The organism is uncultured Phascolarctobacterium sp., assembly GCF_934190775.1.
Taxonomy (GTDB): domain Bacteria; phylum Bacillota; class Negativicutes; order Acidaminococcales; family Acidaminococcaceae; genus Phascolarctobacterium_A.
The window spans coordinates 85,347-111,616 of the sequence record NZ_CAKPTG010000008.1 but is presented as its reverse complement, the minus strand read 5'-3'; the positions used below and the strand labels follow the sequence as shown (position 1 = coordinate 111,616).

The window sequence follows — 26,270 nt, the reverse complement described above, 5'->3', positions numbered from 1 at the left end:
ATACCAAAAGGTATGGTTCTTTTTTTCTGCCTGCAGCCATCTTATGAGCAGCAGCGGGCCTGGCTGCCCAGCCACCGCAGTTGAAGGAGCAAAGCGACGCGCAAATGCGTTTGTGGCGAGGCGTGTCGAAATGCAGGTTTACCTGCATTTTGACAGAGGATAGATAGTTGCAGACTATATGTAGGCTTACTCCCATACTTTCTCTGTTCGCGAGAGGTATATCGTTCCAGTCAGTAGCAATTTCTTAACGCAAATTTCGCATGGAACCAGGACGAAGTGCCGCAAAACTCGCGCTATGCTGAGAGATTTTTCTAGAGTAGCTTGCTTAGCGCTCAGACAGTTGCGACACTTAGCGGTTCGTGTCAAACCAATCAGCTTCGCTCTTCGAGCTTGCCTCTTGGGACACTATCGCATGGCGCGCATGAGCCAATCAGCATCGTCCTGTGGACTCGCTTCTTGGATGCGCCCGCATATGGTACCAGATGCTCACTTGCTAAAATTGCTATTCCTTGCACGATATATCCCTCGCTCAATTTACCATGATAAAAGCTATCTACCCCTCCCTTTTTTACATATTATTAACACTTCGCCAACATCGTCAAAAATGCATCTGTCGACGTTTAAGGCTATTTGTGTTATAATATAGAGCAGTATTTAAGCAATAGAAATTAACGGATTTTCCATATTAAAGGAGTAATTAGAATGCGTATAGTGATAGCTGGTGCAGGTAAGCTTGGCTTTAGTATTGCACAGCTTTTAGCAGAAGATCAGTTTGATGTAGTAGTTGTAGAGCTTGACCCCAAGCGCAAGGACGTTATCCAAAACACATTGGACGTATTGGCAATTGAAGGCAACTCCTGCAGCCCTACAACCTTTGCTGATCCTGATATCAGTGCTTCCGATGTGTTAATCGCCTGCACAGATAGTGATGAAGTAAATATGGTAACCTGCCTGATGGCTAAGAATCACGGCATTAAGCATACTGTTGCCCGTATCCGCAACGTAGATTATGCTATCCATTCGCCGGAAATGCTCAAAAATGATATGAAAATTGACCTCGTAATCAATCCTGAGCGCATTACAGCAGGTGAAATTGATCATATCCTGATGACACCATCTGCCTTGAACGTAGATGACTTTGCTGATGGCAAGGTGCGCATGTTCGAAGCCAAAGTGAAGGAGGATTCTCCAATCGTTAATATTCCGCTGAAGGATCTGAACATCCCTAAGGATATCCTGATGGCCATGGTTTTCCGTCGTCATCAGATGATAATTCCTCATGGTAATGATTATGTAATTCCGGGCGATAATGTTTACTTCGTAGGCAAGCACGAAGCAATCCGTGAGTTTGAAAATTCCTTCTCCAATACATATGAAAAGCTGGAGAAGGTTCTCATCATCGGTGCAGGCCGCACAGGCCGTTTTCTGGCGCCCATGCTGGAAAAGCAGGGGATACAAGTTAAAGTTATCGAAAAGGATAAGGACCGCTGCCAGCTTTTGGCTGCTAAGCTGAAGCGAGGCCTTGTTTTGTGCGGCGACGGCACTGATATCGACCTTCTGATTGAAGAGGGCGTTTCGGAAGCAGACGTTGTCATCTGCCTGACCGAAGATGATAAGTTGAACCTGTTGCTAGCACAGCTTGCCAAGCATCTTGGTGCGCGCAAGACGATTGTGCGTGTTGCACGTAACGAATATATCGAGCTGATGGAAAAGGTTGGCGTAGACATCGTACTGTCTTCGCGTCTTTTGAGTGCAGGCGAGGTGTTGCGTTTCGTCCGCAAGGGCGGTATTGTATCCGTATCCCTGCTGGAGGGTGCACAGGCCGAAGCTCTGGAGATTATTGTCGGTGAAAACAGCGATGTAGATGGTGTGGCAGTGCGCGATATGAACCTGCCGCCGGAATGCTTGCTGTGCGCCATTGTGCGTGGCAATGAAGCCTATATTCCTAATGGTAATACCGTTTTGCATGCCAACGACCGCGTTATTCTCTTCATCAAAAGTGAATTCTCCAAAACTACAGTACCGTTATTTGAAGGTCGGGGCGCTTAATTATGGATTCAAGGCTTGTTAACCGTTTATTAGCCAAGCTGACAATAGCATTTTCCTTTGTTTTGCTGGTGCCGCTGATTGCTGCATTACTTGCAGATAGGGATCATGTATGGATTTTTATATTTACGTTGATTACAACGAGTACTATTGCTTCGCTTTTTAACCTCTTTGGCAGCAGAAGGCCGCGTCAACGTCTGCGCGTGCGTGAAGCCATTGCTGTCGTAGGCTGCGGCTGGTTGCTTGTCTGCCTGATGGGAGCGTTGCCGTATTTGTTTCTAAATCCCTCGGACCCGATTGCAGCGGTTTTTGAAAGTGTTTCCGGCTTTTCTACTACCGGTGTTACTACCGCACTTTCTTTCAACGATTTTCCGCCCAGCATTCGTGTCTGGCGCTGTCTGACGCACTGGACCGGTGGCATTGGCGTAATTATGCTGTTTATTATCATCATGCCGCAGATGAACAGTGGTACAAGCTACCTGTTCAATGCAGAGCTTCCGGGTGGTACGGCTGAACGTACTCTGCCGAAAATCAAAGAATCTGCCATGATGATTCTCTTAATATATGTTATTTTAACGGCTGTAGAGGTTATTTTGCTTCTGCTTGCAGGCTTGCCAATTTTCCAGGCGTTGAACCTAGCCTTGGCGACTATGGCGACAGGCGGCTTTTCGTATTATCACGATAGCCTGATTTCCTTCAGGTCTGTTTATGTTGAGATTATTGCTATTGTCTTCATGCTGATTGCCAGCATGAACTTTTCACTTTACTATAAAATCTGGCGTGGCGACTGGGATTCCGTGCGTCAGGACAGCGAGCACAGATATTATCTGCTGATACTTATAACGGCTGCTGCGCTTATGTGTGCTAATCTGTATTTTTCCGGTTATATGGATTTTACAAGTTGCTTGCGTCACAGTGTCTTCCAGGCTGTATCCATCGGCAGTACGACAGGCTATGCGTCAGACGACTATAACAACTGGCCCAGCTTCAGTCGCAGCGTTCTGCTGATGCTGATGTTCATCGGCGGCTGCAGCGGTTCAACCGCAGGTGGCATTAAGATTACGCGTCTGGTCATTCTGCTGAAGGCAGGCTGGGCAGAGCTGCTACGTACCCTGCACCCACGCATCGTTTATTCCATCAGAATGGGGGAACGTGAGATTAACCCGATTATCGTCGGCAATATCACGCGTTTCTTTTTCCTATATATCCTCGTATTTATTGTGCTGACTATCCTGATTTCCTTGTCGGGAGTGCCGATAATGGAATCAATGGGTATGATTGCTGCCTGCATGAGCAGTGTTGGCCCGGCCTTCGGCATCGTAGGACCGACATCGACCTATAACTGCCTGTCAGATTGGGCACGCTTCGTCAGCATTTGGGCGATGATTTTGGGACGTCTGGAAATTTTTACGCTGCTGGTTATCATGCGCCCTGATTTTTGGCGCGACAAGCAGAACTGGTAACGGCAGGAGGTATAAAAGATGAATGCAAAGGTTATAATATATCTCCTTGGAAGAATTTCCACCGGTTTGGCAATTGCTCAGCTGTTACCGCTGCTGATGTCAGTTGTCTATGGCGAATATGCTACGTCCAGAACCTTTATCTTTTCCATTGCTGTGGCTATTATTTTGGCCGGTATTTTTGATTACTATGGCGACGGAAAGGGAGCACGTAATCTATCTGTGCGCGAGGGCATCGGCACAGTATTCTTTTCGTGGCTTCTGGCTGCAGCCTTAGGCGCACTGCCTTACTGTTTTGATGGCATTTTGAATCCCGCTGCTGCCTACTTTGAAAGCATGTCCGGTTTGACAACTACCGGCGCAACGGCGATTGCCAATCTTGATATAGTATCGCGCAGCCTGCTTTTGTGGCGCACACTGACGCATTGGATAGGCGGTATCGGCATCATCGTGCTGTTCGTAGCGCTCTTGCCGCAGATTGCCGGTGGTGCAGTATATCTTTTCAATGCGGAGGTCAGCGGCTTTTCCAACAGCCGTATTCTGCCGCGTATCCGCACAACTGCCGTAGCTTTGTTTTATATCTATCTGTTGTTTACGATTATTCTCACCGGTATGCTAGCGATTTTGGGCATGAGCACCTATGATGCTGTTAACCATGCCTGCTCTGCAATTGCTACCGGCGGTTTTTCACCCTATAACGACAGTATCGCGCATTTCCACAGTGCTGGTATTGAAATCGTCACCGGTCTGTTTATGATTTTGGCGGCAGGTAACTTTGCCTTGTACTATCAGGTTACGCAAATCGGCCTGAAGGTTTTGTGGCATGACCTGGAGTTTAAAAGCTATATCGTAATGCTGAGTATTTTCACTGCTTTAATCAGCATCAACATCATTACGGTCAATGGCTACAGCGTTGCTGATGGCGTGCGCGAGGCCTTCTTCCAGGTGGCTTCCTTCGGCAGTACCACGGGTTATGTTTCGGCGGATTATGACCAATGGCCGTCTTTTTCTAAGCTGATTTTGGCTGTAACCTTTCTGACAGGTGGCTGCGCAGGCTCTACCGCAGGTGGTATCAAGGTCTGTCGTTTTATCGTGCTGCTCAAAACCGTTATGGCGGAGCTGCGACGCACTATGCATCCGCAGATGCTGCTTAATGTTTATTACGCTAAAAGACGTCTGCCGACAGAAACAATTATCAACGTCAGCCGTTTCTTCTTTGTTTATGTTCTGGTTATCGCAGTTTTGACGATGCTGCTCTGCTTGAGCGGTGTGGATGTAGATGAAGCTGTTTTCGGTGTGGCGTCCTGTATCTCCAGTGTCGGTCCTGCATTTGGCAGCATCGGCGCAACTGGCAACTATGCTGGTATTACCGGTATGGGACAGCTGACGCTGGCCTTGGCAATGCTCCTGGGACGTTTGGAGCTGTTTACTGTGCTGGCCTTGCTGCGCAGTGAATATTGGCGCAGCAGCAGAAGATGGTAAAGTTAATATTGTGGGATAAATAAAATAATCCGACGTGCTGTGGGAATGGTGCGTCGGATTTTTTCGCCTAACCCCGCCTTCCTCCTGAAAACTGTAATATGCTTTACAATTTTAAGTGAATTTAAAAAATTATGAGAAATTTTTCACAAAAAGCAGGAAAAATTGGTAATATCAGCGAAATACTAGTCATAACAAATGCCTGATAAAGGGGGATTTATCATGAAAGAGTACACAGGAGATAAGATTAGAAATGTGGCCATTGTGGGTCACGGTGGAGCAGGAACCACGTCTGTTACCGAAGCCCTGCTGTATCGCAGCGGAGCAATCAGCAGAATGTGCAAGGTTGAAGACGGTGCTACCACCACTGACTATGAACCCGAGGAAATCAAACGTAAGGTCTCCGTTAACGCCACTTTGGCACCTGTTGAATGGCGTGATACCAAGATTAATTTCATTGACACTCCCGGCTTCGCTGACTTCGTTGCTGAGGTTAAAGGAGCCTTTAGAGCAGTAGACAGTGCGTTAATCGTGGTTTGCGCAACCAGCGGTGTACAGGTTGGTACCGAACAATGCTGGAAGCTGGCTGAAGAAGCTGGTTTGCCACGTATCATTTTTGTCAACAAGATGGATCGTGAGAACGCTGATTTTGATAGCATTTTGGATAACCTGCGTGGTAAGTTCGGTAAGCATGTACTGCCGTTACAGTTGCCATTGGGCAAGGAGGACAACTTCCAGGGTATTATAGACCTTTACAAAATGAAGGCCTATCGTGCCAACGGTAATGGCTCCGATGAAATAGAGATTCCGGATGAGTATAAAGAGGCTGCTGCTGCTGCCCACGAAAAGATGGTAGAGGCTGCAGTTGAAGCAGATGACGATTGCATGATGCGTTATTTGGAAGGAGAAGAGATTAGCGACGAGGAAATTATGAAATGTCTGATTAAAGGCATTCGTCAGGCTATCATCTATCCTATGCTTTGCGGCAGCGCCTACAAGAACATTGGTCTTGGTCGATTGATGAACGCTATCATCGACTTTACCTATCCGGCAATTTTGAATGACTATATCGTTATGGATAAAGAAACCGGCGAAGAAGAAGTGCGTGACGCCAATGCTCCGATGGCAGCATTGGTATTTAAGACAACTTCCGACCCCTTTGTTGGCCGTCTAAGTTATTTCCGTGTATTCTCAGGCTCAATTAAAGCAGATAGCGTAGTTTATAACTCCCGTCGTGAAGAAGAAGAGCGTATTGCTAACATCTTCACAATGCGTGGCAAGACTCAGATTCCTATGAAGCAGGTTCCTGCCGGTGATATTGGTGTAGTTGCCAAGCTGCAATATACCTCTACCGGTGACACCCTCTGCGATAAGAATTCTGAGGTTGAATTCCCGCCCATTAACTTCCCGCTGCCGATGTACACCAGAGCAATTTACCCGAAGAAAAAGGGTGATGAGGACAAGATTATGTCTGCTCTGAATCGTCTGATGGATGAAGACCCGACGATTATCGTTACCAAGAACCCTGTTACCAAGGAAACCTTAATCAGCGGTATGGGCGACCAGCACATTGATATAATCATGGAGCGTATGCAGCGTAAATTTGGTGTTGAGGCTATTCTTAAAGCACCGATTATCGAATATCGCGAAACTATTCGTGGCTCTGCCGAGGTAGAAGGCAAGCACAAGAAACAGTCCGGCGGTCATGGCCAGTATGGTCACGTAGTCATTAAGATGGAACCCCTGCCGCCAGGAGGTGGATTTGAGTTTGTAGATAAGATTTTCGGTGGCGCAGTACCTCGCCAATATATCCCTGCTGTTGAAAAGGGCATGCGTGAAGCTATGGAAAAGGGTATCCTTGCAGGCTATCCGGTTGTAGATATGCGTATCACCCTGCTTGATGGTTCGTATCATACTGTCGATTCCTCTGAAATGGCATTTAAAACTGCTTCCAATATCGCCTTCAAGAAGGCCATGGAACAATGCAAGCCAGTGTTGCTTGAGCCTATTTACAGCTTAAATGTAACCTGTGCCGATTCTATGATGGGCGATGTTATCGGCGATTTGAACTCCAAACGCGGTCGCATTCTCGGTATGCAGAGCGTAGAAGATGGCTTGAGCGTAGTTACGGCTCAGGTACCCTATGCAGAGATTTCGGAATATGCCGTAGACCTCCGCGCAATTACCCAAGGCCAGGGAACCTTCGAGATGAAGTTTGACCATTACGAAGATGTTCCGCCTAAGATGGCAGAAAAAATTATCGCTGAACATAAGGAAGCATAATTAAAACTGCGACAACTGAATAAAGCGCTAACGGGCCTGCCGCCTGACGTGAGTCAGCCGGCAGGTTTGTTGTTTGTTAGAGTTAGTATTTGGAGTGGGAAGTGAAGTTTTTTCTTGATGTGCTGATATAAACAAAGTATATAAGAAGGCAGGTTTAAATCTCTGCATCTTAATGATTTTAGTAGGCATGGTAACTGCTTAAGGATGAGGTTAATGTAAGTATCGGACAAGAGGATTGTAGGTTATTTATCTGTATATCAGCTAGTGCTTTTATGATAGACATTTTTGGTTGCTTTCTTTCTTTAAGTAATGTATAATTAAAAGAGAACGAAAGGAACGAAAGATAATGACAAAAGAAACACTTGCGTATGAGAATATCGACAGAGAGTTTAAAGAGCTGTACGTCAGTGACATCAAAAAAACAGTAGTTGCTTTTGCCAATACAGAGGGCGGAATTTTATATATCGGCATAAATGATGCAGGAGAGGTTGTCGGTCTGCCGAACGTAGACGATGTAATGCAGCAGACAGCCAACACACTTAAGGACAGCATTGCACCGGATGTTATGCCGTTTGTCAAAATACGTGCAGTTACAAGGGAAGGTAAACAGATTATTGAGGTTGCGGTGCAAAACGGCACGAGCAGACCGTATTATATTCGTGAAAAAGGCTTAAAGCCCAGCGGTGTTTATATCAGGCAGGGCAGCAGCAACCAGCAGCTGAGCGATGAAGGCATTCGCCGTATGCTGATAGAGGTTAACGGTAAAAGCTATGAAAGCATGCGCAGTATGCAGCAGGAGCTGACCTTTACTGCTCTGCGCAAGCATTTTCGGCAGCGTGAGCTGAAATTGGATGAGGCGCAGCTGCGCACGCTTAAGCTCATCGGTGACGATTGCCTGTACACTAATCTGGCGCTGTTGCTTTCCGAGCAGTGCGAGCATTCGCTGAAAGTTGCGGTTTTTCAGGGCAGCACGAGAGCGGTTTTTCGCGACAGACGTGAGTTTACCGGCTCCTTGCTGCAGCAGCTTTACGATGCCTACGCATTTATAGATAATTATAATAAAACCAAGGCAACCTTTCACGGCTTGGAGCGTGTAGATACGAAGGATTATCCGCCTGAGGCTGTGCGCGAGGTGCTGCTGAATTGCCTGGTACACCGTGATTACAGCTTTAGCGGCAGCACGTTGGTTAATATTTATGATGACCGCATTGAGTTTATTTCTTTGGGAGGACTCGTTACGGGCTTAAAAATGGAAACAATTTTTATTGGTGTATCGCAGACGCGCAATCCTGCGCTGGCTGCCGTGTTCTACCGCTTGCGTTTAATAGAGAGCTTTGGTACTGGGATTGAAAAAATTCAGCAAAGCTATCTGTATACTGCGGCAAGGCCGGAATTTATTGCGGTTTACGGTGGCTTTAAGGTTGTTTTGCCCAATGTTAATGAGGTGCAGGCCAAGGAGCTGGGCATCAGCGAAACGCAGGAATGCTACGGCTTTATGGATGAAAAGGACAAAGTAATGCAGCTGGCTGCTATGCAGGGCTATGTTACCCGCAAGGAGGTTGAGGATGCCTTGCAGGTGAAAACAACTAAGGCCTATATGCTTTTGCAGGAGCTGTGTGATGCAGGCAGGCTTGCGCCTATCGGCGTAGGGCGAAGCAGAAAATATATTAGCAGGTAAGTTTAACGCTCTGCGTATTACTGACGGTAGTACGCAGAGCGTTTTTGTTACGAATAATTTGATGTGAATTTCTAATTTATTTTTTGAGGAACAGATTGTGATATGAAGTATAGAGGATAAATATAACTATACAAGCATTTATAAAAATAAATTCTGTTAATGTGCTTTTTTACTGTTATTTCATGGTATAATAAAATTAATAATCCTGCAAAGAATCATTGTGATAGCTTATTCTTTGTGCAAGTGAGAAGAGGCGAAACGTAATATGAGCAATAAAATCAAAGGTAACGAATACACTTTATCAAAAATATTTAGCTCAGATTTTGAATACCATATTCCTGGATACCAGCGACCATATGCTTGGACAGCTGTTGAAACAGGAATCCTTTTTGATGATTTATATGATTTCTTTCAAAAAGAGTCTGTTGATGATTATTTTCTTGGAAGTATAGTGCTGATAAAGGACGAAGATAAACCTTATGCTGAGGTTATTGATGGACAACAGCGCTTGACTACTTTATCAATTTTATTTTCTGCTATGGGCAATGCTTTTGTTACAGAAAAATATAAAAATCTCTGTAAAAAGTATTTGCAAGAGGAAGGTAATGAATTAGAAGAAATACCTGCTCAGCCACGTATTTTCTTGAGAGAATGGGATCAGGATTTTTTCAATAAGTATATTCAAAATGTCCAGCTAAAAGACTTGATGAGCAAAGATCCCATGACATTGAAAACAGAATCTCAACGTCATATACTTATTAATTGTAAGGTGTTAAGTGATAAAATTGCTGATGCTTTTTCAGAGGATGAAGAACTCTTAAAGTTTTGCAAATTCTTATTAAATCGTTGTTTTTTAGTGGCTGTTTCAACATCAAATCAAGAATCCGCATTTAGAGTTTTTTCTGTAATGAATAGTAGAGGCCTAGATCTTTTGCCGACTGATATTATTAAATCTAAAACTATTGGTAGGCTTCCTATAGATAAGCAAGAGGCGTACACTGATAAATGGGAAAAAATGGAAAACAGTATCGGTAGGGATGGATTTAATGAAGTATTTACCCATACTCGTACAATATTTTCTAAAGAGAGACCTAGAACTAATTTACTTAAAGAGTTTGAAGAATATGTAATGAGTACAACAGAACCAAGAGTTTTAATTGACTCATATTTAATTCCATATACAACAGCCTATGAGCAATTAAAGAATTGTACATTTTCGTCTACAAAGAATGCTGATGAAATTAATGATTTCTTGTATTGGTTAAACAAAACTAATAACTATGATTGGATGCCGCCTGCAATAAAGTTTTTAGCAGACCATATTGATGATTCTGATTACATCCTCTGGTTTATTCGTAAATTGGAACGTCTTGCGTCGTACTTACTGGTAACATCGCAAGATGTTAATCATCGTATGGATAGGTATAAATGGATTTTAGTTGAAATGGACAGTAATCCTCATAGCTCGCTTGCTAATCCGTTAAAAAGTATTGAACTTACCAAATGGGAAAAGCAGAAATTTGCTGATGCTTTAGCTGGAGAAATTTATCCAATGACTGCTCAGCGTCGCAATTATATAATTCAGCGTCTTGATTCTTTTGTTAGTGATGGTGCAGCATCTTACAATTCTAAAGTATTTACTATAGAACATGTACTTCCGCAACATCCTGCTAAAGATAGTGAATGGATGAAATTATGGCCTGATGAGCAAGAGCAGAAATACTGGCTTAATCGTATAGCAAATTTGGTGCCACTAACTAGAAGACATAATTCGGAAGCTCAAAATTTTGATTTTCCTACGAAGAAGATTAAATATTTTAAGTCAAAGAGTGGTACTAGTTCTTATACACTTACAACACAGGTTATTGGGATAGATTCTTGGACACCTGAAATTGTTAAGGAACGACAGAAAAACATAGAAAAGGTATTTGCAGATAAATGGGAACTTCATTTGGATGATTATTCGGCTGCAGAAAATGATACATATGAGTTAGCAGGAAGAGGAGCAAGTGCTACAGGGTATTTCAGTGAATCCGATGCATTTATTGTTTTAAAAGGGAGTAAAATATCCAAAAATGAAACAGAAGGTATTCCATTGAATATATCCGAAAAAAGAAAAGAGCTAATTACTAGTGGAGTTATTAGTGATTTTGGCTTTGTAAAAGATTATGAGTTTACCAGCGTGTCAACAGCAGCTGCAGTTATTCTAGGTCGATCTTCTAATGGAAGAAAAGAATGGACCAAGATTGATGGTCGTACCGTGGCACAAACTGGGCATTAATAGTATAAAATATTTGTAGAAATAATAGTAAACCAGTTCACTGACGGTAGTACGCAGAGCGTTTTTTGTTACAAATCTGTAAACACCTTTACATAAATGCAGTAAAATAAAAAAATCTGCAAGTTTTTGTACAAAGGTGTTGACGAAAGATATCCGTGGTGGTAAACTAGGCATAACTTCAAAAAAACCACAAACCGTTGAGACGGAGATCAAGTCAGCAGATGCGCTTACAGAGAGTTCGGGCAGGTGGAAGCCGGATAGAGATGCAGGCTGATAAATGGACCGTTGAGGGTGCTGTCAAATCGCTTCGGCGAGAGTATTCGGCAACGCAACACCGGCGTTAAAGGTGAGGAGTGTGATGGCACTCTGCGAGAGCGCGTCGCAGCAGCGACGAAACAAGGTGGTACCGCAGGTATAAGTATTTACAGCCTGTCCTTGAAATTGCTTAGAAAAGCTAAGCAGCTTCAGGACAGGCTTTTTTGTATAACAATCTGTGATAGGCCTTCTCGTAGAATGTTAGCGTAAACTATGGGAGGAATTAAAATGATTAAAGAAGCAATTGTAAAAATCGTCGGCAAAGAGGACTTAACCTATAACGAAGCATATGACGTAATCAACGAGATTATGAGCGGTGAAACAAGTGCAACGCAGAATGCGGCCTTTCTGGCAGCGCTTTCTACCAAGAGTACTACGGCGGAAACTACCGATGAAATCGCCGGCTGCGCCGCTGCAATGCGTGACCACGCACTGAAATGCGAAACGGGCATGGACATCTTTGAAATCGTTGGTACCGGCGGCGACGGCTCCAACAGCTTCAACATTTCCACAACCTCCGCTCTGGTTGCTGCGGCAGGCGGCATGAAGGTTGCTAAGCACGGCAACCGCGCTGCTTCCTCCAAATGCGGCACTGCGGATTGCCTGGAGGCGCTGGGCGTGAACATTCAGCAGGACCCGGAAAAATGCGTGGAGTTGTTAAAGGAAGTAGGCATGTGCTTCTTCTTCGCACAGAAATACCACACCTCGATGAAATATGTAGGACCTATACGCAAGGAGCTGGGCATCCGCACTGTATTCAACATCCTCGGACCTCTGACGAACCCCGGCAGCCCGAAGATGCAGCTCTTGGGTGTGTATGACGAGTATCTGGTTCAGCCGTTGGCGCAGGTACTGATGAATCTGGGAGTTAAGCGTGGCATGGTGGTTTACGGTCAGGACAGACTTGATGAGATTTCGCTGAGCGCACCGACTACCGTTTGCGAGTTTAAGGACGGCTGGATGAAAAATTACGTGATTAAGCCTGAGGACTTCGGCATGGAGCGCTGCACTAAGGCTGATCTGGTGGGCGGTCTGCCGGAGGAAAACGCTCAGATTACGCGCGACATTCTGGCGGGAGCGCAGGGACCGAAACGCAATGCGGTTTTGCTGAATGCCGGTGCCAGCCTGTACATCGGCGGCAAGGCTGAGAGCTTTGCGGATGGCGTCAAGCTGGCGGCAGAGCTGATTGACAGCGGCAAGGCACTGCAGACATTGGAAAAGCTGATTGAGCTGAGCAATAAATAAGCTGATTAAAGAGGTTAGATTATGATTTTAGATGAGATTGCGGAATATACCAAAGAGCGTGTGCGGGCGCTCAAAGCGCACAAAAGCCTTTACGCGGTGCGTGATGAGGCAGAGGGCAGACCGCAGGGCAAGGATTTCAGGGCAGCGCTTGCTGCCCCCGGCCTGAGTGTCATTGCCGAGCTGAAGAAGGCATCCCCCTCGAAGGGCATCATTGCTTCCGATTTTACGGACATCTACCTGCGCAAGGCTGCAGAGTACGAGGCAGGCGGCGCAGCAGCCATCTCCTGCCTGACGGAGCCGCAGTTCTTTCAGGGCAGTGATGTTTACCTGCAGGCAGTACGCCAAAGAGTGGAGCTGCCTATTCTGCGGAAGGATTTCACGCTGGATGAGTACCAGATTTACGAAGCTAAATGCATCGGAGCCGACGCGGTTCTGCTTATCTGCAGCCTGCTGAGTGCAGCGCAGCTGGGTGAATACCTGGCGCAGGCGCAGGAGCTGGGGCTGAGCGCATTGGTGGAGGCGCACACTGCCGGCGAGGTGCAGCAGGCACTGGCGGCGGGAGCGGAAATCATCGGCGTGAACAACCGCAATCTCAAGGATTTCAGTGTAAACCCGGTAAACAGCCTGCGCCTGAGGGATGCGATTCCCGCAAGCAAAATTTTTGTAGCGGAAAGCGGCATTCAATGCGCGGCCGATACGCAGGCGCTGAAGCAGGCAGGCGTACAGGCGGTTCTGGTGGGCGAATCCCTGATGCGCAGCGCGGATGCGGCGGCGATGCTGAAGGAGATGCGTGATGCGTAAGGTAAAGGTTAAAATCTGCGGCTTGAAGCGTGCGCAGGATATAGAGTGCGTCAACAAGCTGCTGCCCGATTATATAGGCTTCGTTTTTGCCAAGACCAAACGCGAGGTGACGGAGCAGCAGGCGGCACAGCTGAAGGCAATGCTTAACCAGCAGATTAAGGCAGTCGGCGTTTTCGTCAACGCCGAGATAGATTTGATAGCACGCCTGGCCAAAAGCAGGACGATAGACATTATCCAGCTGCATGGTGATGAGGATGCAGCCTACTGCGAAAGGCTGCGGCTGCAGACGGAACTGCCGATTATCAAAGCAGTCCGCGTGAAGGACGCAGGCTCCTTTGAAAATCTGCAAGCCTATCCCTGCGATTACCTGCTCTTTGATACCTATACCAAGGGGCAGTACGGCGGCACCGGTAAGCGTTTTGATTTATCGCTGGTGGCAGATGAAAAAATCAATAAGCCGTATTTTATCGCAGGCGGTCTTGAGGCAGCGAATGTTGCAGATGTATTGAAAAATAGTAACGCCTTTGCCGTAGATGTAAGCGGTGGCGTAGAAACAGAAGGGTTGAAGGACCCGGAAAAAATTGCCGCATTTATAGCGGAGGTAAGGGGAGATAACGATGACAAAAGGTAGATATGGTATTCACGGCGGTCAATACATGCCGGAAACTTTGATGAACGCAGTGCTGGAATTAGAGGCTGCATATGAAAAATTTAAAAACGATCCCGAATTCAAGGCTGAGCTGGCGCGTTTGTATCGCGAATATGCCAATAGACCGTCCCTCCTGTATTACGCAGAGAAGATGACCAAGGATTTGGGAGGCTGCAAGATTTACCTGAAGCGTGAGGATCTGAACCACACTGGCGCCCACAAAATCAACAACGTTCTGGGACAGATTCTGCTGGCGCAGAAGATGGGCAAAAAGCGTGTTATTGCTGAAACCGGCGCAGGCCAGCACGGTGTTGCGACTGCTACCGCAGCGGCGCTGATGAACATGGAATGCGTTGTTTACATGGGCAAGGAGGATTGCGAGCGTCAGGCGCTCAACGTGTTCCGCATGGAGCTTTTAGGTGCGAAGGTTGTGCCTGTAAGCAGCGGCACCGGTACCCTGAAGGATGCAGTAAACGAAGCGCTGCGCGTATGGACCGAACGCGTTGAGGATACTTACTATGTTTTGGGCAGCGTTATGGGCCCGCATCCGTATCCGGAAATTGTGCGTGACTTCCAGAAGATTATCGGCGAGGAAATCAAAGCGCAGATGCTGGAAAAGGAAGGACGCCTGCCTGACGTGCTGGTGGCTTGCGTCGGCGGCGGCTCCAATGCTATGGGTATGTTCTATGACTTTATCGAGGACAAGGACGTGCGCTTAATCGGCGTAGAGGCTGCAGGCCTGGGCGTAGACAATCCCAAGAACGCCGCAACTATGGCAAACGGCAAGCTGGGCATCTTCCACGGCATGAAGAGCTACTTCCTGCAGGATGAATACGGACAGATTGCTCCGGTTTATTCCATCTCCGCCGGTCTTGATTACCCCGGCATCGGCCCCGAGCATGCTTATCTGCACGACATCGGCCGTGCGGAATACGTTCCTGCTACCGATAAGGAGGCAGTTGACGCCTTCAACTATCTTTCCAAAACAGAAGGCATTATCCCCGCAATCGAAAGTGCCCATGCCGTAGCCTACGCTATAAAGCTGGCACCCACTCTGCCGAAGGATAAGATTATGGTTATAAATATTTCCGGCCGCGGTGATAAGGACGTTGCCGCAATCGCACGTTATATGGGAGTTGATTTACATGAATAGAATACAAAAGGCATTTGACGAAAAGAAAAAGGTATTTATCGGCTTTGTGACCGCAGGCGATCCCAATCTTGATACAACCAAGGAGCTGGTGAGAGCCATGATTAAGGGCGGTGCAGGCTTAATTGAGTTCGGCATTCCCTTCTCTGACCCCGTGGCTGAGGGCGAGGTTATCCAAAAAGCGGATATGCGTGCGTTGGCTGCAGGCACTACTACCGATAAAATCTTTGACCTCGTAGCGGAGCTTCGCGAGGAAACACAGGTACCGCTGGTATTTTTGACCTACGCTAATCCGATTTATGCCTACGGTGCGGAAAAATTCTTCACCCGCTGCGAAGAAACAGGTGTAGACGGCGTTATTATACCGGATATACCGTACGAGGAGCGCGAGGAGATGCGTCCGTTCAGCGAACCGCATCACGTTGCCCTGGTGCCGCTGATTGCGCCTACCTCCAAGGACCGCATCCAGAAAATCGCCGCTATTGCCCAAGGCTATGTATATGTAGTTTCTTCCTTAGGTGTTACCGGCGTGCGCAGCAATATCACTACCGATATCGACGGCATTGTGGCAGAGGTGCGCAAGGCTACCGATATTCCGGTGGCTGTCGGCTTCGGCATCGCTGTTCCCGAGCAGGCGTATAAGATGGCTAAGGCCAGCGACGGCGCTATCGTTGGCAGTGCGATTGAAAAAATCGTGGCACAATATGGCGCAAATTCTCCCGAGCATGTTTATGAATACGTCAAGAGTATGTCCGAAGCAGTTGCGCAAGCAGCTGCGGAGGCTTAATTACAAAAGTTTGGGCACAAAAAAACTCCGTTCCTTACTGCACAGGCAGCAGGGAGCGGAGTTTTTCGGTTTAAATTATTGCAGCGGCATGGGCTCAGCGCCACCGTTTACTGCGTCCGGCTGTTCAAAAATGAAGGCAGGGGACGGATAGTAGAATTTGCAGTGCTGGAAGTTGATAACTTCGGTGGAGAAGCGTTTCAGCAGAGCATAGGAAGCGCGCTCTTCGAAATCAATCAGGTTGTCTTTGTTGATATCAGCGTCTTTAACGATTACCAGCAGATAAGCCGGTACTTCCGGTGCATCTTCAGGAACCTGGCTGCGGTCGAGAGGAATGTTCGGAATGATTTCCAAATCGCCGATAGGCTGTTGGTTTTCATTGTACAGCATAGCATGATAAACATTTTCGTACAGGGTACGTGCAAGTCTTAAAGAATAAGCTCCAGAACTCATATTATTCACTCCTTAAAAAAGTTGTTTTTGATGACTCTCGCTTTATCAGAAAAAGCAATAAACATAACATTAATATTGTAACATAGATTACGAAAATAAGCAAAATGATTCTATAATGAAATGATTCTACAGGATTTTATGCAGAAAGATTGTATTAAAAATCACAAAAAAGCAGGAATTTTTCTCTAAATCTGTATTTTTATTCTTAAGTATTCTGTATACATGACGTTTTTATGAATTTTTTAGCAGGAATTTACATAATGTTGACGAATAACAAGAATAACAATATGTTGCTGCGTGAAATTTGTTATCTTAGCACATATGTATATTAAAGGAGGGGAACTCTTATGAAAAAACTCTTGGCTTTTTTACTTGGTATCATGGTGATGGCTACTATGATTGCCGGCTGCGGTGGTGGAGACAAAAAAGATGATAAAAAACCTGCTGCACAAAAATTCATTAACATTGCTACCGGTGGTACCTCCGGTACTTACTTCCCGTTAGGCGGTGCTCTTGCTGATATCCTGAATAAAAATATTCCGGGTACCAATGCTTCCGCACAATCTACCGGCGCTTCCGTAGCTAACGTAAACCTGCTCAGCCAAGGCAAGGTTGAAATCGCATTCATTCAAAATGATATTGCTTACTATGCTGCCAATGGCACTGAAATGTTCAAAGGCAAACAGGTTGCCGGCCTGCAAGGTCTTGCAACTCTGTATCCGGAAACTGTACAGATTGTAACTTTGAAAAAATCCGGTATCAAATCTGTTGCTGATTTCAAAGGCAAACGCATCGCTGTAGGTGCTGCAGGCTCCGGTACTGAAGCAAATGCTCGCCAAATCATGGAAGCATATGGCATTAAATATGATGATATTAAAGTTCAATACCTGTCCTTCGGTGAAGCTGCAAGTGCTTTGAAAGACGGTAACGTTGATGCTGCTTTCGTAACCGCAGGCCATCCGACCGCTGCTATTCAGGATATCGCAACTCAGAACGACGTTGTACTGGTTCCGGTTGAGGCTGATAAGGCTGACGCTCTGATTAAACAATATCCGTTCTACACCAAGCTTGTTATCAAAGCTGGCACCTATCCGAAACAAGATGCTGACGTTACCGCAGTAGCAGTAAAATGCATGCTGGCAGTAACCGATAAAATGGATGCAGATACCGCTTATGCAATTGCTAAAGCTCTGTACGGCAACCTTGACCGTATGAAAGCTGCTCACTCCGCAGCAAATGCTATCAGCAAAGAAACTGCTAAAGACGGCATGTCCATTAAGCTGAACCCGGGTGCTGAAAAATTCTTTAACGAAAAATAAGGATTTTAAATGATGCCGAACTTCAAAGACCGGAAACCGGCGTTTGCCGGTGACCGGTCTTTTTTCCCAGTAAAGAATTTAGTAATTATTGTAAGCGTTGTTTTAATGCTTTTGGGGTGGTATAGTACGCGCCTGGTGGTGGCTATTATACCTGAGGGAGCTTCGGGAGCTGTTACTTTTGCCACAGCGGCGGGTGATGAATGGTATATCAGCCTGACGCACTCGGTGGAAAAAACTGCCTGGAATGATTATTTCAGGGTTAACGGCGCAAATAACATGACCATGACGCACACCCGCTTTTCCTCGCTGGGCTGGGGCTATCCGTATTCCGCTGCCGACGGCAAGCTGACGCAGACTGCCGACGGCAAGTTTGATATGGAGATGAACCGTCCTTATAAGGAGGTTGACCTGCGTATATCCGAGCAGGCAATGCCGCATATTGTCCACGGCGGCGACAGCTACGATCTGATTGCTCTGTACGGGCAGGGGACTGCGGTAACGGTGAAGGCCATGTATCGATATCAGTACTGGCTGGAACGGTACTTTTAGGTTTTATTATATTAAATGAGAGGAGCTGATACCCATGTCTGAAAAAGAAAAGAAAGTAAGAGAGCTTTCAGCAGAAGAGGTATTGCAAAAATTTGACAAGGAATCAGACAAGCGTGAGCTTACAGGTGTGTGGGGTAAAATTATTTCCGCAATCTGTATTCTGTTTGCACTTTTCCAATTATATACAGCCACCTTCGGTGTGCTGGACGCGCATCTGCAGCGCGCTATTCACTTAGCCTTCGGCTTTTTATTGATTTTCCTGCTGTATCCCAGCAGACATTCCTGGTCCCGCAGCAAGATGCATCCCTTTGATGCCTTCCTGGCACTGCTCAGCGCAGGTACTGCCATGTATCTGGTTGTCAACTATCAGGAGCTGGTACTGCGTGCCGGTATGAACACGGAAACCGACTTCATCGTCGGCCTTATCGGTACGATTATGGTATTTGAAGCAGCGCGCCGTGTAGTAGGCTGGCCGATGATTATCGTTGCCTTCTGCTTCATGCTGTATGCCTTCTTAGGCCCTTACGTTCCCGGTATTCTGGCGCATCGCGGCGTTGGCGTGCAGGAAATGTTTGACCATCTGTTCTTCACTACCGAGGGTATTTTCGGTACGCCTATGGGCGTATCTTCTACCTTCATTTATCTGTTCATCCTCTTTGGTGCATATCTGGAAACCACCGGCCTGGGCAAATTTTTCATTGATATTGCCAACGCAATCGCAGGTTGGGCAGCAGGCGGACCGGCGAAGGTTGCCGTACTGTCCTCCGGCCTCATGGGTACTGTTTCCGGCAGCTCTGTTGGTAACGTTGCCGGTACCGGTGCTTTCACTATCCCGATGATGAAAAAGCTCGGTTATCGTCCGGCATTTGCGGGCGCTGTTGAGGCCGCTGCTTCTACCGGCGGTCAGCTGATGCCTCCTGTTATGGGAGCTGCTGCCTTCCTGATGGCAGAGTTCGTAGGCGTTCCGTACTTTGATGTTGTTAAGGCTGCCGTAATCCCGGCAATGCTGTACTATATCGGCGTATGGCTGGGCGTTCACTACGAAGCTAAAAAGTTCGGCCTGAAGGGCACTCCGCGTGACCAGTTGCCGAAGTTCAAGGAACTGTTCATGGAAAAAGGCCATCTGGCTATTCCGTTGATCGTTATCGTTTACCTGCTCGTAAGCGGTTATACTCCTATGCGTGCTGCTTTGGCAGCCATCGTGCTGACCATCGTTTGCGCCTGCCTGCGTAAATCTACCCGCATCGGCTTCAAGCAAATCGTCCAAGGCCTCATTGACGGCTCCAAGGGCGTGCTTGGCGTACTGATTGCCTGTGCAACCGCAGGTATCATCATCGGCGTTGTTACCAAAACCGGCGTTGGCCTGAAGATTGCAACTGCTCTGCTGGACTTGGCAGGCGGTAATCTGCTGCCGGCAATGTTCTTCACCATGATCACTTCTCTGATTCTTGGCATGGGCGTGCCGACAACGGCTAACTACGTAATTACTTCTACCATTGCAGCGCCTGCTCTGGTGCAGATGAATGTACCGGTGCTGGCAGCGCACATGTTCGCGTTCTACTTCGGTATCGTTGCCGACGTTACTCCGCCTGTTGCCCTGGCTGCTTATGCCGGCGCAGGTATTGCCGGTGCTAATCCGATGCGTACCGGTGTTATCGCTGCTAAGCTGGCGATTGCTGCGTTTATCGTTCCGTACATCTTCGTACTGGCACCTGAGCTGCTGATGATCAACGCAACTCCGTTCACCATCTGCTACAGCGCCTTCACTGCGATTGTAGGTATGTGGGGTGCTTCCATGGCGATGATCGGCTTCTGCAACAATCTGCTGAACATTCCGCAGCGTATTTTATTCCTCGTTGGCGGTATCTGCATGATTATCCCCGGCGTATTTACTGACGGTATCGGTGTTGCGCTCGTTGCTGTTGCCTATGTATGGCAGCGCATGAACAAGGTTAAGGGTGCGATTCAACAAGATGGGGAAGACCTGTAAACCGAAAATTTTATAGCAAGCTTCAAGTCCTGCGCGCATTTTAGATGCTGCGCAGGACTTTTTGTATGTAAAAAACACCTCGCCGACTTGTGTGGCGTAGGTGCAGTGTTGCATTGAAGTAAGAAAAAGAAGTGGCGCTATAAAGTGGACATAAAGCTGAGATGACGTATAATAAGTTGCGTAAATTCAATTTAAAAAGATAGACATAGAGACTACCTTTGCTTACCATTAAGTTATCACATAAAACATGAAAGATTGTTGTTCAATTTTATTGTCAGTAGCCTAATCTGTTCCTGCGCTTCTGCTTCCGTTTCACACATGGAAAGGATGACTGGCATTCTGGACCAGCTTACAAAGGCTAGGACGAAGTAATGTACAATTTTTTATTGAATTTTAGACCTGAAAATTTTACTGAACTTGCAAATAAAGTTAGTAAGATAGACAAAAACTGTCATTTTCATATGCTATAATATGTTATAGCAAAGCCTTAAAAGAAAAAGCGATACTGAATTATAAGCATTTTTTTTATAAATAAAGGATTTTTAAATTTGCTGTAGAATTGAGTTAATGTACTGTACATGAAATTTTTTGAAATAAACAAAAAAGCCTGCCGAAGCAAGCTTTAGTTCCACACACTGTGGGGTCTTCCGAAGAAGACGATTTGAATAAATCATGTTTTTTGAACTCGTGATGTAACTTCTGATGGTACTCAAGAAGTTACTCATAGTATATTTCATCTGTGGAGGTTTGTCAATATGCAAAAATTAAAGAATTGTGATTATTATATCGGCTTAGATATGGGTGATGCATCTGTTGGCTGGGCTGTTACGGATACAAATTATAATATTTTAAAATTTAATGGCAAAGCGTTATGGGGAATCAGACTTTTTGATTCAGCAAATACTGCAGCCTCTACAAGAGTTTTTCGCTCTGGCAGACGCAGAATTGACAGAACTACCTGGCGCCTTAAAATGTTGCAGGAATTATTTGCGGATGAGATTGCTAAGGTTGATCCCGGTTTCTTTATGCGTTTAGAGGATAGCCGTTTGCAATTAGATGATAAGCGCGAGAAGGCAGTATATAATTTATTTGTTGATAAAAATTATACAGATAAGGAGTTTTATCAACAATATCCTACTATGTACCATTTGCGTTATGCTCTGGCAACCCAGAAAGGACCTTTTGATGTACGCTTGCTTTATCTCGCTGTACAGCACATTGCTAAGCATCGTGGACATTTTTTGTTTGATAATCTTGATGCCTCCAAAGTTAACGATTTTAATGCGGTTTTCAGTGAGGTTGAGAATTATGTCCGTGACGAGATGGGAATTGAAGATTGGTCATGTCAAAATATAGATGAATTGGCTAAAGTTTTGTGCGATGTAAACTTAGGACGTACCACTAAGCAGAAAGCAATGCAGAGTTTATTACCGGCACAGACAAAACAGCAGAAAGCTATTATACAGCTTTTTAGCGGCGGTAAAGCTAAGTTAGCTGAGTTATTTGCTGATAAAGAATTAGATGAATGTGAAAAGAAATCAGTAAGCTTTCAGGATGATGATTTGGATGAACTTGAACCTGTGTTTACAGCAGCATTAGGAGAGCGTTACGAAGGGTTACTCCGTTTCAAAGCTATTTATGATTGGAGTTTGCTGGCAAAAATATTGCATCTTGATGTAGGCAAAAAAGATGAAGGTGAACAACATCTGCTTTCTGAGTGCAAGGTGCAGGTTTATGAAGATCATAAACGTGATTTGGCTGTTTTGAAATCCATGCTTAAAGGTAAGCCTTTATATAATAAGATTTTCAGGCAGGATGGAGATATTTCTTATGAGAAATATGCTAAAGGAATCAAAGGACGTAATCAGCTTGATTTTTGTAAGGATCTAAAGAAGCAGCTTGACGGTATTGCAGAATACAAAAAGATAATGCAGGACATTACGAGTATTGATGATGCCAAAACAGAGGAGGAGCGTTTGCTGTTTCGTGTTGCCAATGGATTTGCTTTTCCTAAACAAACAACTAAGGATAATGGCATCATTCCTATCCAGGTGCATTTAGCGGAATTAAAATGCATTCTTGATAATGCTGAGAGATATTTACCATTTTTAGGTGAGACTGATAATAACGGTCTTTCTGTGCGTGAAAAAATTGAACAGATTGTTAAGTTCAGAATACCGTATTATGTAGGTCCGCTTGCGGGTACACGTATGTCCAGAGAACAGGGCAGATGTTGGGTTGTACGTAAGAATGAAAAAATTTATCCTTGGAATTTCACTGAAATTGTTAATCTGGAAGAAAGTGCAGAAAAGTTTATAACCAATATGACAGCAAAATGCACGTATCTTTTCGGTGAAGACGTACTTCCTAAGGAATCATTACTGTATTCGGAGTTTATGGTGCGTAATGCTATTAACAATATTACTGTTGACGGCGAACGCTTACCAGTCGATGTGCTGGAAAAAATCTTTAAACAGCTTTTTCTTACTAAGACATCAAAGGTTACCAAGAAAACATTAGAAAGATTTTTTAGGCAGGAAAATATTTCTTTCCAAAATATCGGAGGCATTGATGACAAGATAAATGCTTCGATGAAGTCCTATAATGACTTTAAAAGAATTTTCGGCGAAGATTACATTCAATTATATAGAGAAGAAATCGAAAATATTATCAGATGGATAACCTTATTCTGCGACGAGAAAAAGATGCTGGTCACTAAAATAAAAAACACTTATCCGCATATTTCTGATGATAAAATCAAAGCTATCAAAAAACTGAAATATAAAGATTGGGGGAGTCTGTCTGCAACTTTATTGAATAGCAGTGCTATTGCTTATGAGGATAAGGCTTTTGGTGAACTTGTCACTATTATCAGCGCTTTGCGTCATACAAATAAGAATTTCATGGAGCTTTTGAGCAACTATTGTTCTTATGACTTTATTGGCAAGATTAAAGATTTTAATGGTAGCAGACAAAGCAGTAATGGTAAGCTTACTTACAAAGACGTGGAAGAACTTTATGTTTCTCCTTCGGTTAAACGTTCTATTTGGCAGACGCTGACGATATTGGAAGAAATCAAGAAAATTATGGGCCACGAGCCTAAGCGTATTTTTATTGAGATGGCTAGGAGTAAAGAAGAAAGCAAGCGTACTGACAGTCGTCTGAAGAAGTTGCAGGACTTATATAAACAATGCAGGGAAGAAAATATTGATTTTATGCCTCATACAGATGAGCTCAACGCATTTAAAATTCAACTGAGTTCCAAAAAAGAAGATGATTTGCGCAGTGATAAGCTCTATCTTTACTATACACAGATGGGACGCTGCATGTATACGGGCGAAAGAATAGAACTGGCTTCTTTGTATGATGATAATCTGTATGACATTGATCATATCTATCCGCGTTCCAAAACAAAGGATGACAGCCTTAGCAACAGGGTACTTGTTAAAAAGGAGGTTAATGCCGCCAAAACAGATATTTATCCGCTTGATGCAGCAATTCGCACCAAAATGCATAGCTTCTGGAAGCTGCTATATGATAAGGGATTCATTGATGAAAGAAAATATGAACGTCTGACACGCAGTACACAGCTGAGAGATGAAGAGCTTGCCGGCTTTATCAGCAGACAGCTTGTGGAGACAAGACAGTCGACAAAAGCTGTTGCTACGATTTTAAAGACAGCGTATAAGCATAGTGAGATTGTATATGTTAAGGCCGGTAATGTATCCGATTTCCGTCAAAAGTTTGAATTTGTAAAATGTAGAGATGTTAACGATTTACATCATGCGAAGGATGCTTATCTGAATATTGTGGTCGGTAATTGCTATCATGTGAAATTTACCGCTAACCCTTTAAGTTTTATTACCAAAAATCAAGATAACAGACGTTATAGCCTGAAGCCGGAGATTTTTTATAAATTTAGCATTAAACGTGATAATGAGATTGCCTGGATTGGCGGCAAAGACGGTACGATTACAACTGTTACCAAGACCATGCATAAGAATAATATTCTCTTTACCAGACAGCCGGTTGAAGGCAAGGGAGAATTATTTAAACAGAATCCTTTGAAAGCAAATAGTGGTCAACTGCCTTTGAAAGCAGGTTTATCCGTAGAGAAGTATGGCGGCTATGATTCCTTGACCACAGCATATTTCGCTTTAGTCAAATCAGAAGGAAAAAAGGGAGCAGTGCAGCTGTCTATAGAAGCTATTCCTTTAGTTTATGCTAAACAAGGAGAAAATGCGGTACAAAAGTATCTTACTGACGTTGTACAGCTTTGCAAGCCTGAAATAAAGATTCCAAAAATCAAAAAATACAGCCTGTTTAAGATTAATGGCTTTCCTATGCATATCTCCGGCAGAACTGGAAAACAACTTGTGTTTTATGCTGCCGGACAGTTGTGTGTAGCTGATGATGTTGCTGATTATCTGAAAAAGGCGTTAAAGTATGAATCCGATATAGCATCAAATGAGGGAATTATATCTGATAAAAATGCGGATGATACGCAAAAACAAAAAGCACAGCAACGCTTGGATTATTTTAAGCAAAAGTGGGGAATCAGCAACGAAGCCAATATGCAGATTTATGACATGTTGCTTGCTAAATCAGCTAATAATTTGTATAAAAACAGGCCTGCATCACAAACAGAAAATTTGCAAGAGCAAAGGGGAGCATTTGAAAAGTTATCTTTATCAAAACAGATACATGTGATAGGGGAGTTTTTGAACCTCTTTAAATGTGCCAGTGCTTCAGCAGATTTCAAATTGCTTGGTAAAGGCAATTCTTGTGGAGTAATCAAAACAACAAATAATATTACAAAGTGTAAGCAATGCATTTTGATTAATCAATCTCCGACAGGAATTTTTGAACAGGAAGTGGATCTGATGAAGCTATGAGCTGGCGTGTAATTGTTATAAGTACACGGGCAAAGCTAGATTTACAATTGGGCTATATGGTGGTTCGCGGAGAGCGGACCACCAAGGTCCATCTTGATGAAATTTCAGTACTGCTTATTGAAACAACGCAGGTTTCATTGACAGCAGCTTTGCTTGCGGAAATGATGGACAGAAAAATAAAGGTTATTTTTTGTGACAGCAAAAGAAATCCTTCAGCTGAGCTTATTCCGTATTATGGAGCGCATGATGTCAGTGCAAAAATAAAGCAGCAGATATCCTGGAACGAAAGCACAAAAGGCGATGTTGGTACGGCGATTATATATACCAAAATAAAGATGCAATCTGCATTGTTGAAAAAGCTGGGGTTTGATACAGCTTCTATGTTGGACGAATATGCCACACAGTTGCAGTATCTGGATGCTAGTAATCGGGAAGGTCATGCGGCCAAAGTTTATTTTAACTCCATTTTTGGACTAGGATTTACTAGAGCGGATGATATTGCTGTTAATGCAGCATTGAATTATGGTTATATGGTTTTATTGGCTGCATGCAACAGGGAGATAACTGCCAATGGTTACATTACACAGCTTGGACTGATTCATGATAATATTTTCAATGCTTTCAATTTAGGCTCGGATATTATGGAGCCGTTGCGGCCTTTTGTTGATTATAAGGTATATGATATGCTGGTAAAAGAAAAGCTGCATTGCTTTGATAAAGAACAGAAGCATGAGATTTTAGAAGTACTAAATAAAAATGTTATAAACAATGAAAAGCAGGTTACTCTTAATTATGCTATTAAGCTGTATTGTAAGAGTGTTTTTGATGCACTTAACAATAATGATGTAAGCATAATCAAGTGGAGCAGTTTTGTGTAAGTGATTATGAGTTAT

17 protein-coding genes are annotated in these 26,270 nt (G+C 44.5%); 16 read left to right on the top strand and 1 reads right to left on the bottom strand.

Going from position 1 to position 26,270, the window contains the following annotated elements; translation table 11 throughout:
• The first annotated feature begins 702 nt into the window (after positions 1–702).
• The 11 genes from trkA (at position 703) to trpA (ending at position 16,174) form a co-directional block, all read left to right on the top strand.
• Positions 703–2,049, top strand: a complete 1,347-nt coding sequence (gene trkA / locus Q0G26_RS06200; protein ID WP_293829199.1) for a Trk system potassium transporter TrkA — start codon at positions 703–705, stop codon at positions 2,047–2,049.
• 2 nt (positions 2,050–2,051) lie between these two features.
• Entirely contained in the window at positions 2,052–3,509 is a 1,458-nt protein-coding gene (locus Q0G26_RS06195; RefSeq protein ID WP_293829198.1) for a TrkH family potassium uptake protein, read from the top strand.
• Between the two features lie 18 nt (positions 3,510–3,527).
• Complete coding sequence (locus Q0G26_RS06190; RefSeq protein WP_293829197.1) at positions 3,528–4,988, top strand: TrkH family potassium uptake protein; 1,461 nt, start codon at positions 3,528–3,530, stop codon at positions 4,986–4,988.
• A gap of 219 nt (positions 4,989–5,207) precedes the next feature.
• The gene (fusA, locus tag Q0G26_RS06185) at positions 5,208–7,268 is read left to right on the top strand and encodes an elongation factor G (RefSeq protein WP_293829196.1); all 2,061 of its coding nucleotides are present in this window, start codon (positions 5,208–5,210) and stop codon (positions 7,266–7,268) included.
• 346 nt (positions 7,269–7,614) lie between these two features.
• Positions 7,615–8,946: an RNA-binding domain-containing protein gene (locus Q0G26_RS06180; protein WP_293829195.1), complete on the top strand. Its 1,332-nt coding sequence runs from the start codon at positions 7,615–7,617 to the stop codon at positions 8,944–8,946.
• A gap of 265 nt (positions 8,947–9,211) precedes the next feature.
• The gene (locus Q0G26_RS06175) at positions 9,212–11,227 is read left to right on the top strand and encodes a DUF4357 domain-containing protein (protein ID WP_293829194.1); all 2,016 of its coding nucleotides are present in this window, start codon (positions 9,212–9,214) and stop codon (positions 11,225–11,227) included.
• Positions 11,228–11,770: 543 nt separating this feature from the next.
• Positions 11,771–12,787, top strand: coding sequence for an anthranilate phosphoribosyltransferase (gene trpD, locus Q0G26_RS06170; protein ID WP_293829193.1), 1,017 nt, complete (start codon positions 11,771–11,773; stop codon positions 12,785–12,787).
• Between the two features lie 21 nt (positions 12,788–12,808).
• Complete coding sequence (gene trpC, locus Q0G26_RS06165; protein ID WP_293829192.1) at positions 12,809–13,588, top strand: indole-3-glycerol phosphate synthase TrpC; 780 nt, start codon at positions 12,809–12,811, stop codon at positions 13,586–13,588.
• Entirely contained in the window at positions 13,581–14,219 is a 639-nt protein-coding gene (locus Q0G26_RS06160) for a phosphoribosylanthranilate isomerase (RefSeq protein WP_293829191.1), read from the top strand. The genes trpC and Q0G26_RS06160 overlap by 8 nt, the downstream gene beginning before the upstream one ends.
• Positions 14,206–15,390, top strand: a complete 1,185-nt coding sequence (gene trpB / locus Q0G26_RS06155) for a tryptophan synthase subunit beta (protein WP_293829190.1) — start codon at positions 14,206–14,208, stop codon at positions 15,388–15,390. The genes Q0G26_RS06160 and trpB overlap by 14 nt, the downstream gene beginning before the upstream one ends.
• Complete coding sequence (trpA, locus tag Q0G26_RS06150; protein WP_293829189.1) at positions 15,383–16,174, top strand: tryptophan synthase subunit alpha; 792 nt, start codon at positions 15,383–15,385, stop codon at positions 16,172–16,174. Before trpB ends, trpA begins: the two co-directional genes overlap by 8 nt.
• A gap of 75 nt (positions 16,175–16,249) precedes the next feature.
• Here the strand turns inward: trpA and Q0G26_RS06145 are convergent, their stop codons facing one another.
• Complete coding sequence (locus tag Q0G26_RS06145) at positions 16,250–16,624, bottom strand: hypothetical protein (RefSeq protein WP_277259348.1); 375 nt, start codon at positions 16,622–16,624, stop codon at positions 16,250–16,252.
• A gap of 347 nt (positions 16,625–16,971) precedes the next feature.
• On the opposite strand from Q0G26_RS06145, the gene Q0G26_RS06140 reads away from it, so the two are divergent.
• The 5 genes from Q0G26_RS06140 (at position 16,972) to cas1 (ending at position 26,255) form a co-directional block, all read left to right on the top strand.
• A complete protein-coding gene (locus tag Q0G26_RS06140) occupies positions 16,972–17,943 on the top strand; it encodes a TAXI family TRAP transporter solute-binding subunit (protein ID WP_293829188.1) in 972 nt (323 codons plus the stop codon).
• Positions 17,944–17,952: 9 nt separating this feature from the next.
• Positions 17,953–18,492, top strand: coding sequence for a DUF1850 domain-containing protein (locus Q0G26_RS06135; protein ID WP_293829187.1), 540 nt, complete (start codon positions 17,953–17,955; stop codon positions 18,490–18,492).
• Positions 18,493–18,526: 34 nt separating this feature from the next.
• Positions 18,527–20,482: a TRAP transporter permease gene (locus Q0G26_RS06130; RefSeq protein ID WP_293392552.1), complete on the top strand. Its 1,956-nt coding sequence runs from the start codon at positions 18,527–18,529 to the stop codon at positions 20,480–20,482.
• Positions 20,483–21,237: 755 nt separating this feature from the next.
• Entirely contained in the window at positions 21,238–25,377 is a 4,140-nt protein-coding gene (cas9, locus tag Q0G26_RS06125; protein WP_293829186.1) for a type II CRISPR RNA-guided endonuclease Cas9, read from the top strand.
• Positions 25,374–26,255: a type II CRISPR-associated endonuclease Cas1 gene (cas1, locus tag Q0G26_RS06120; protein WP_293829185.1), complete on the top strand. Its 882-nt coding sequence runs from the start codon at positions 25,374–25,376 to the stop codon at positions 26,253–26,255. The genes cas9 and cas1 overlap by 4 nt, the downstream gene beginning before the upstream one ends.
• The last annotated feature ends 15 nt before the right edge of the window (positions 26,256–26,270 follow it).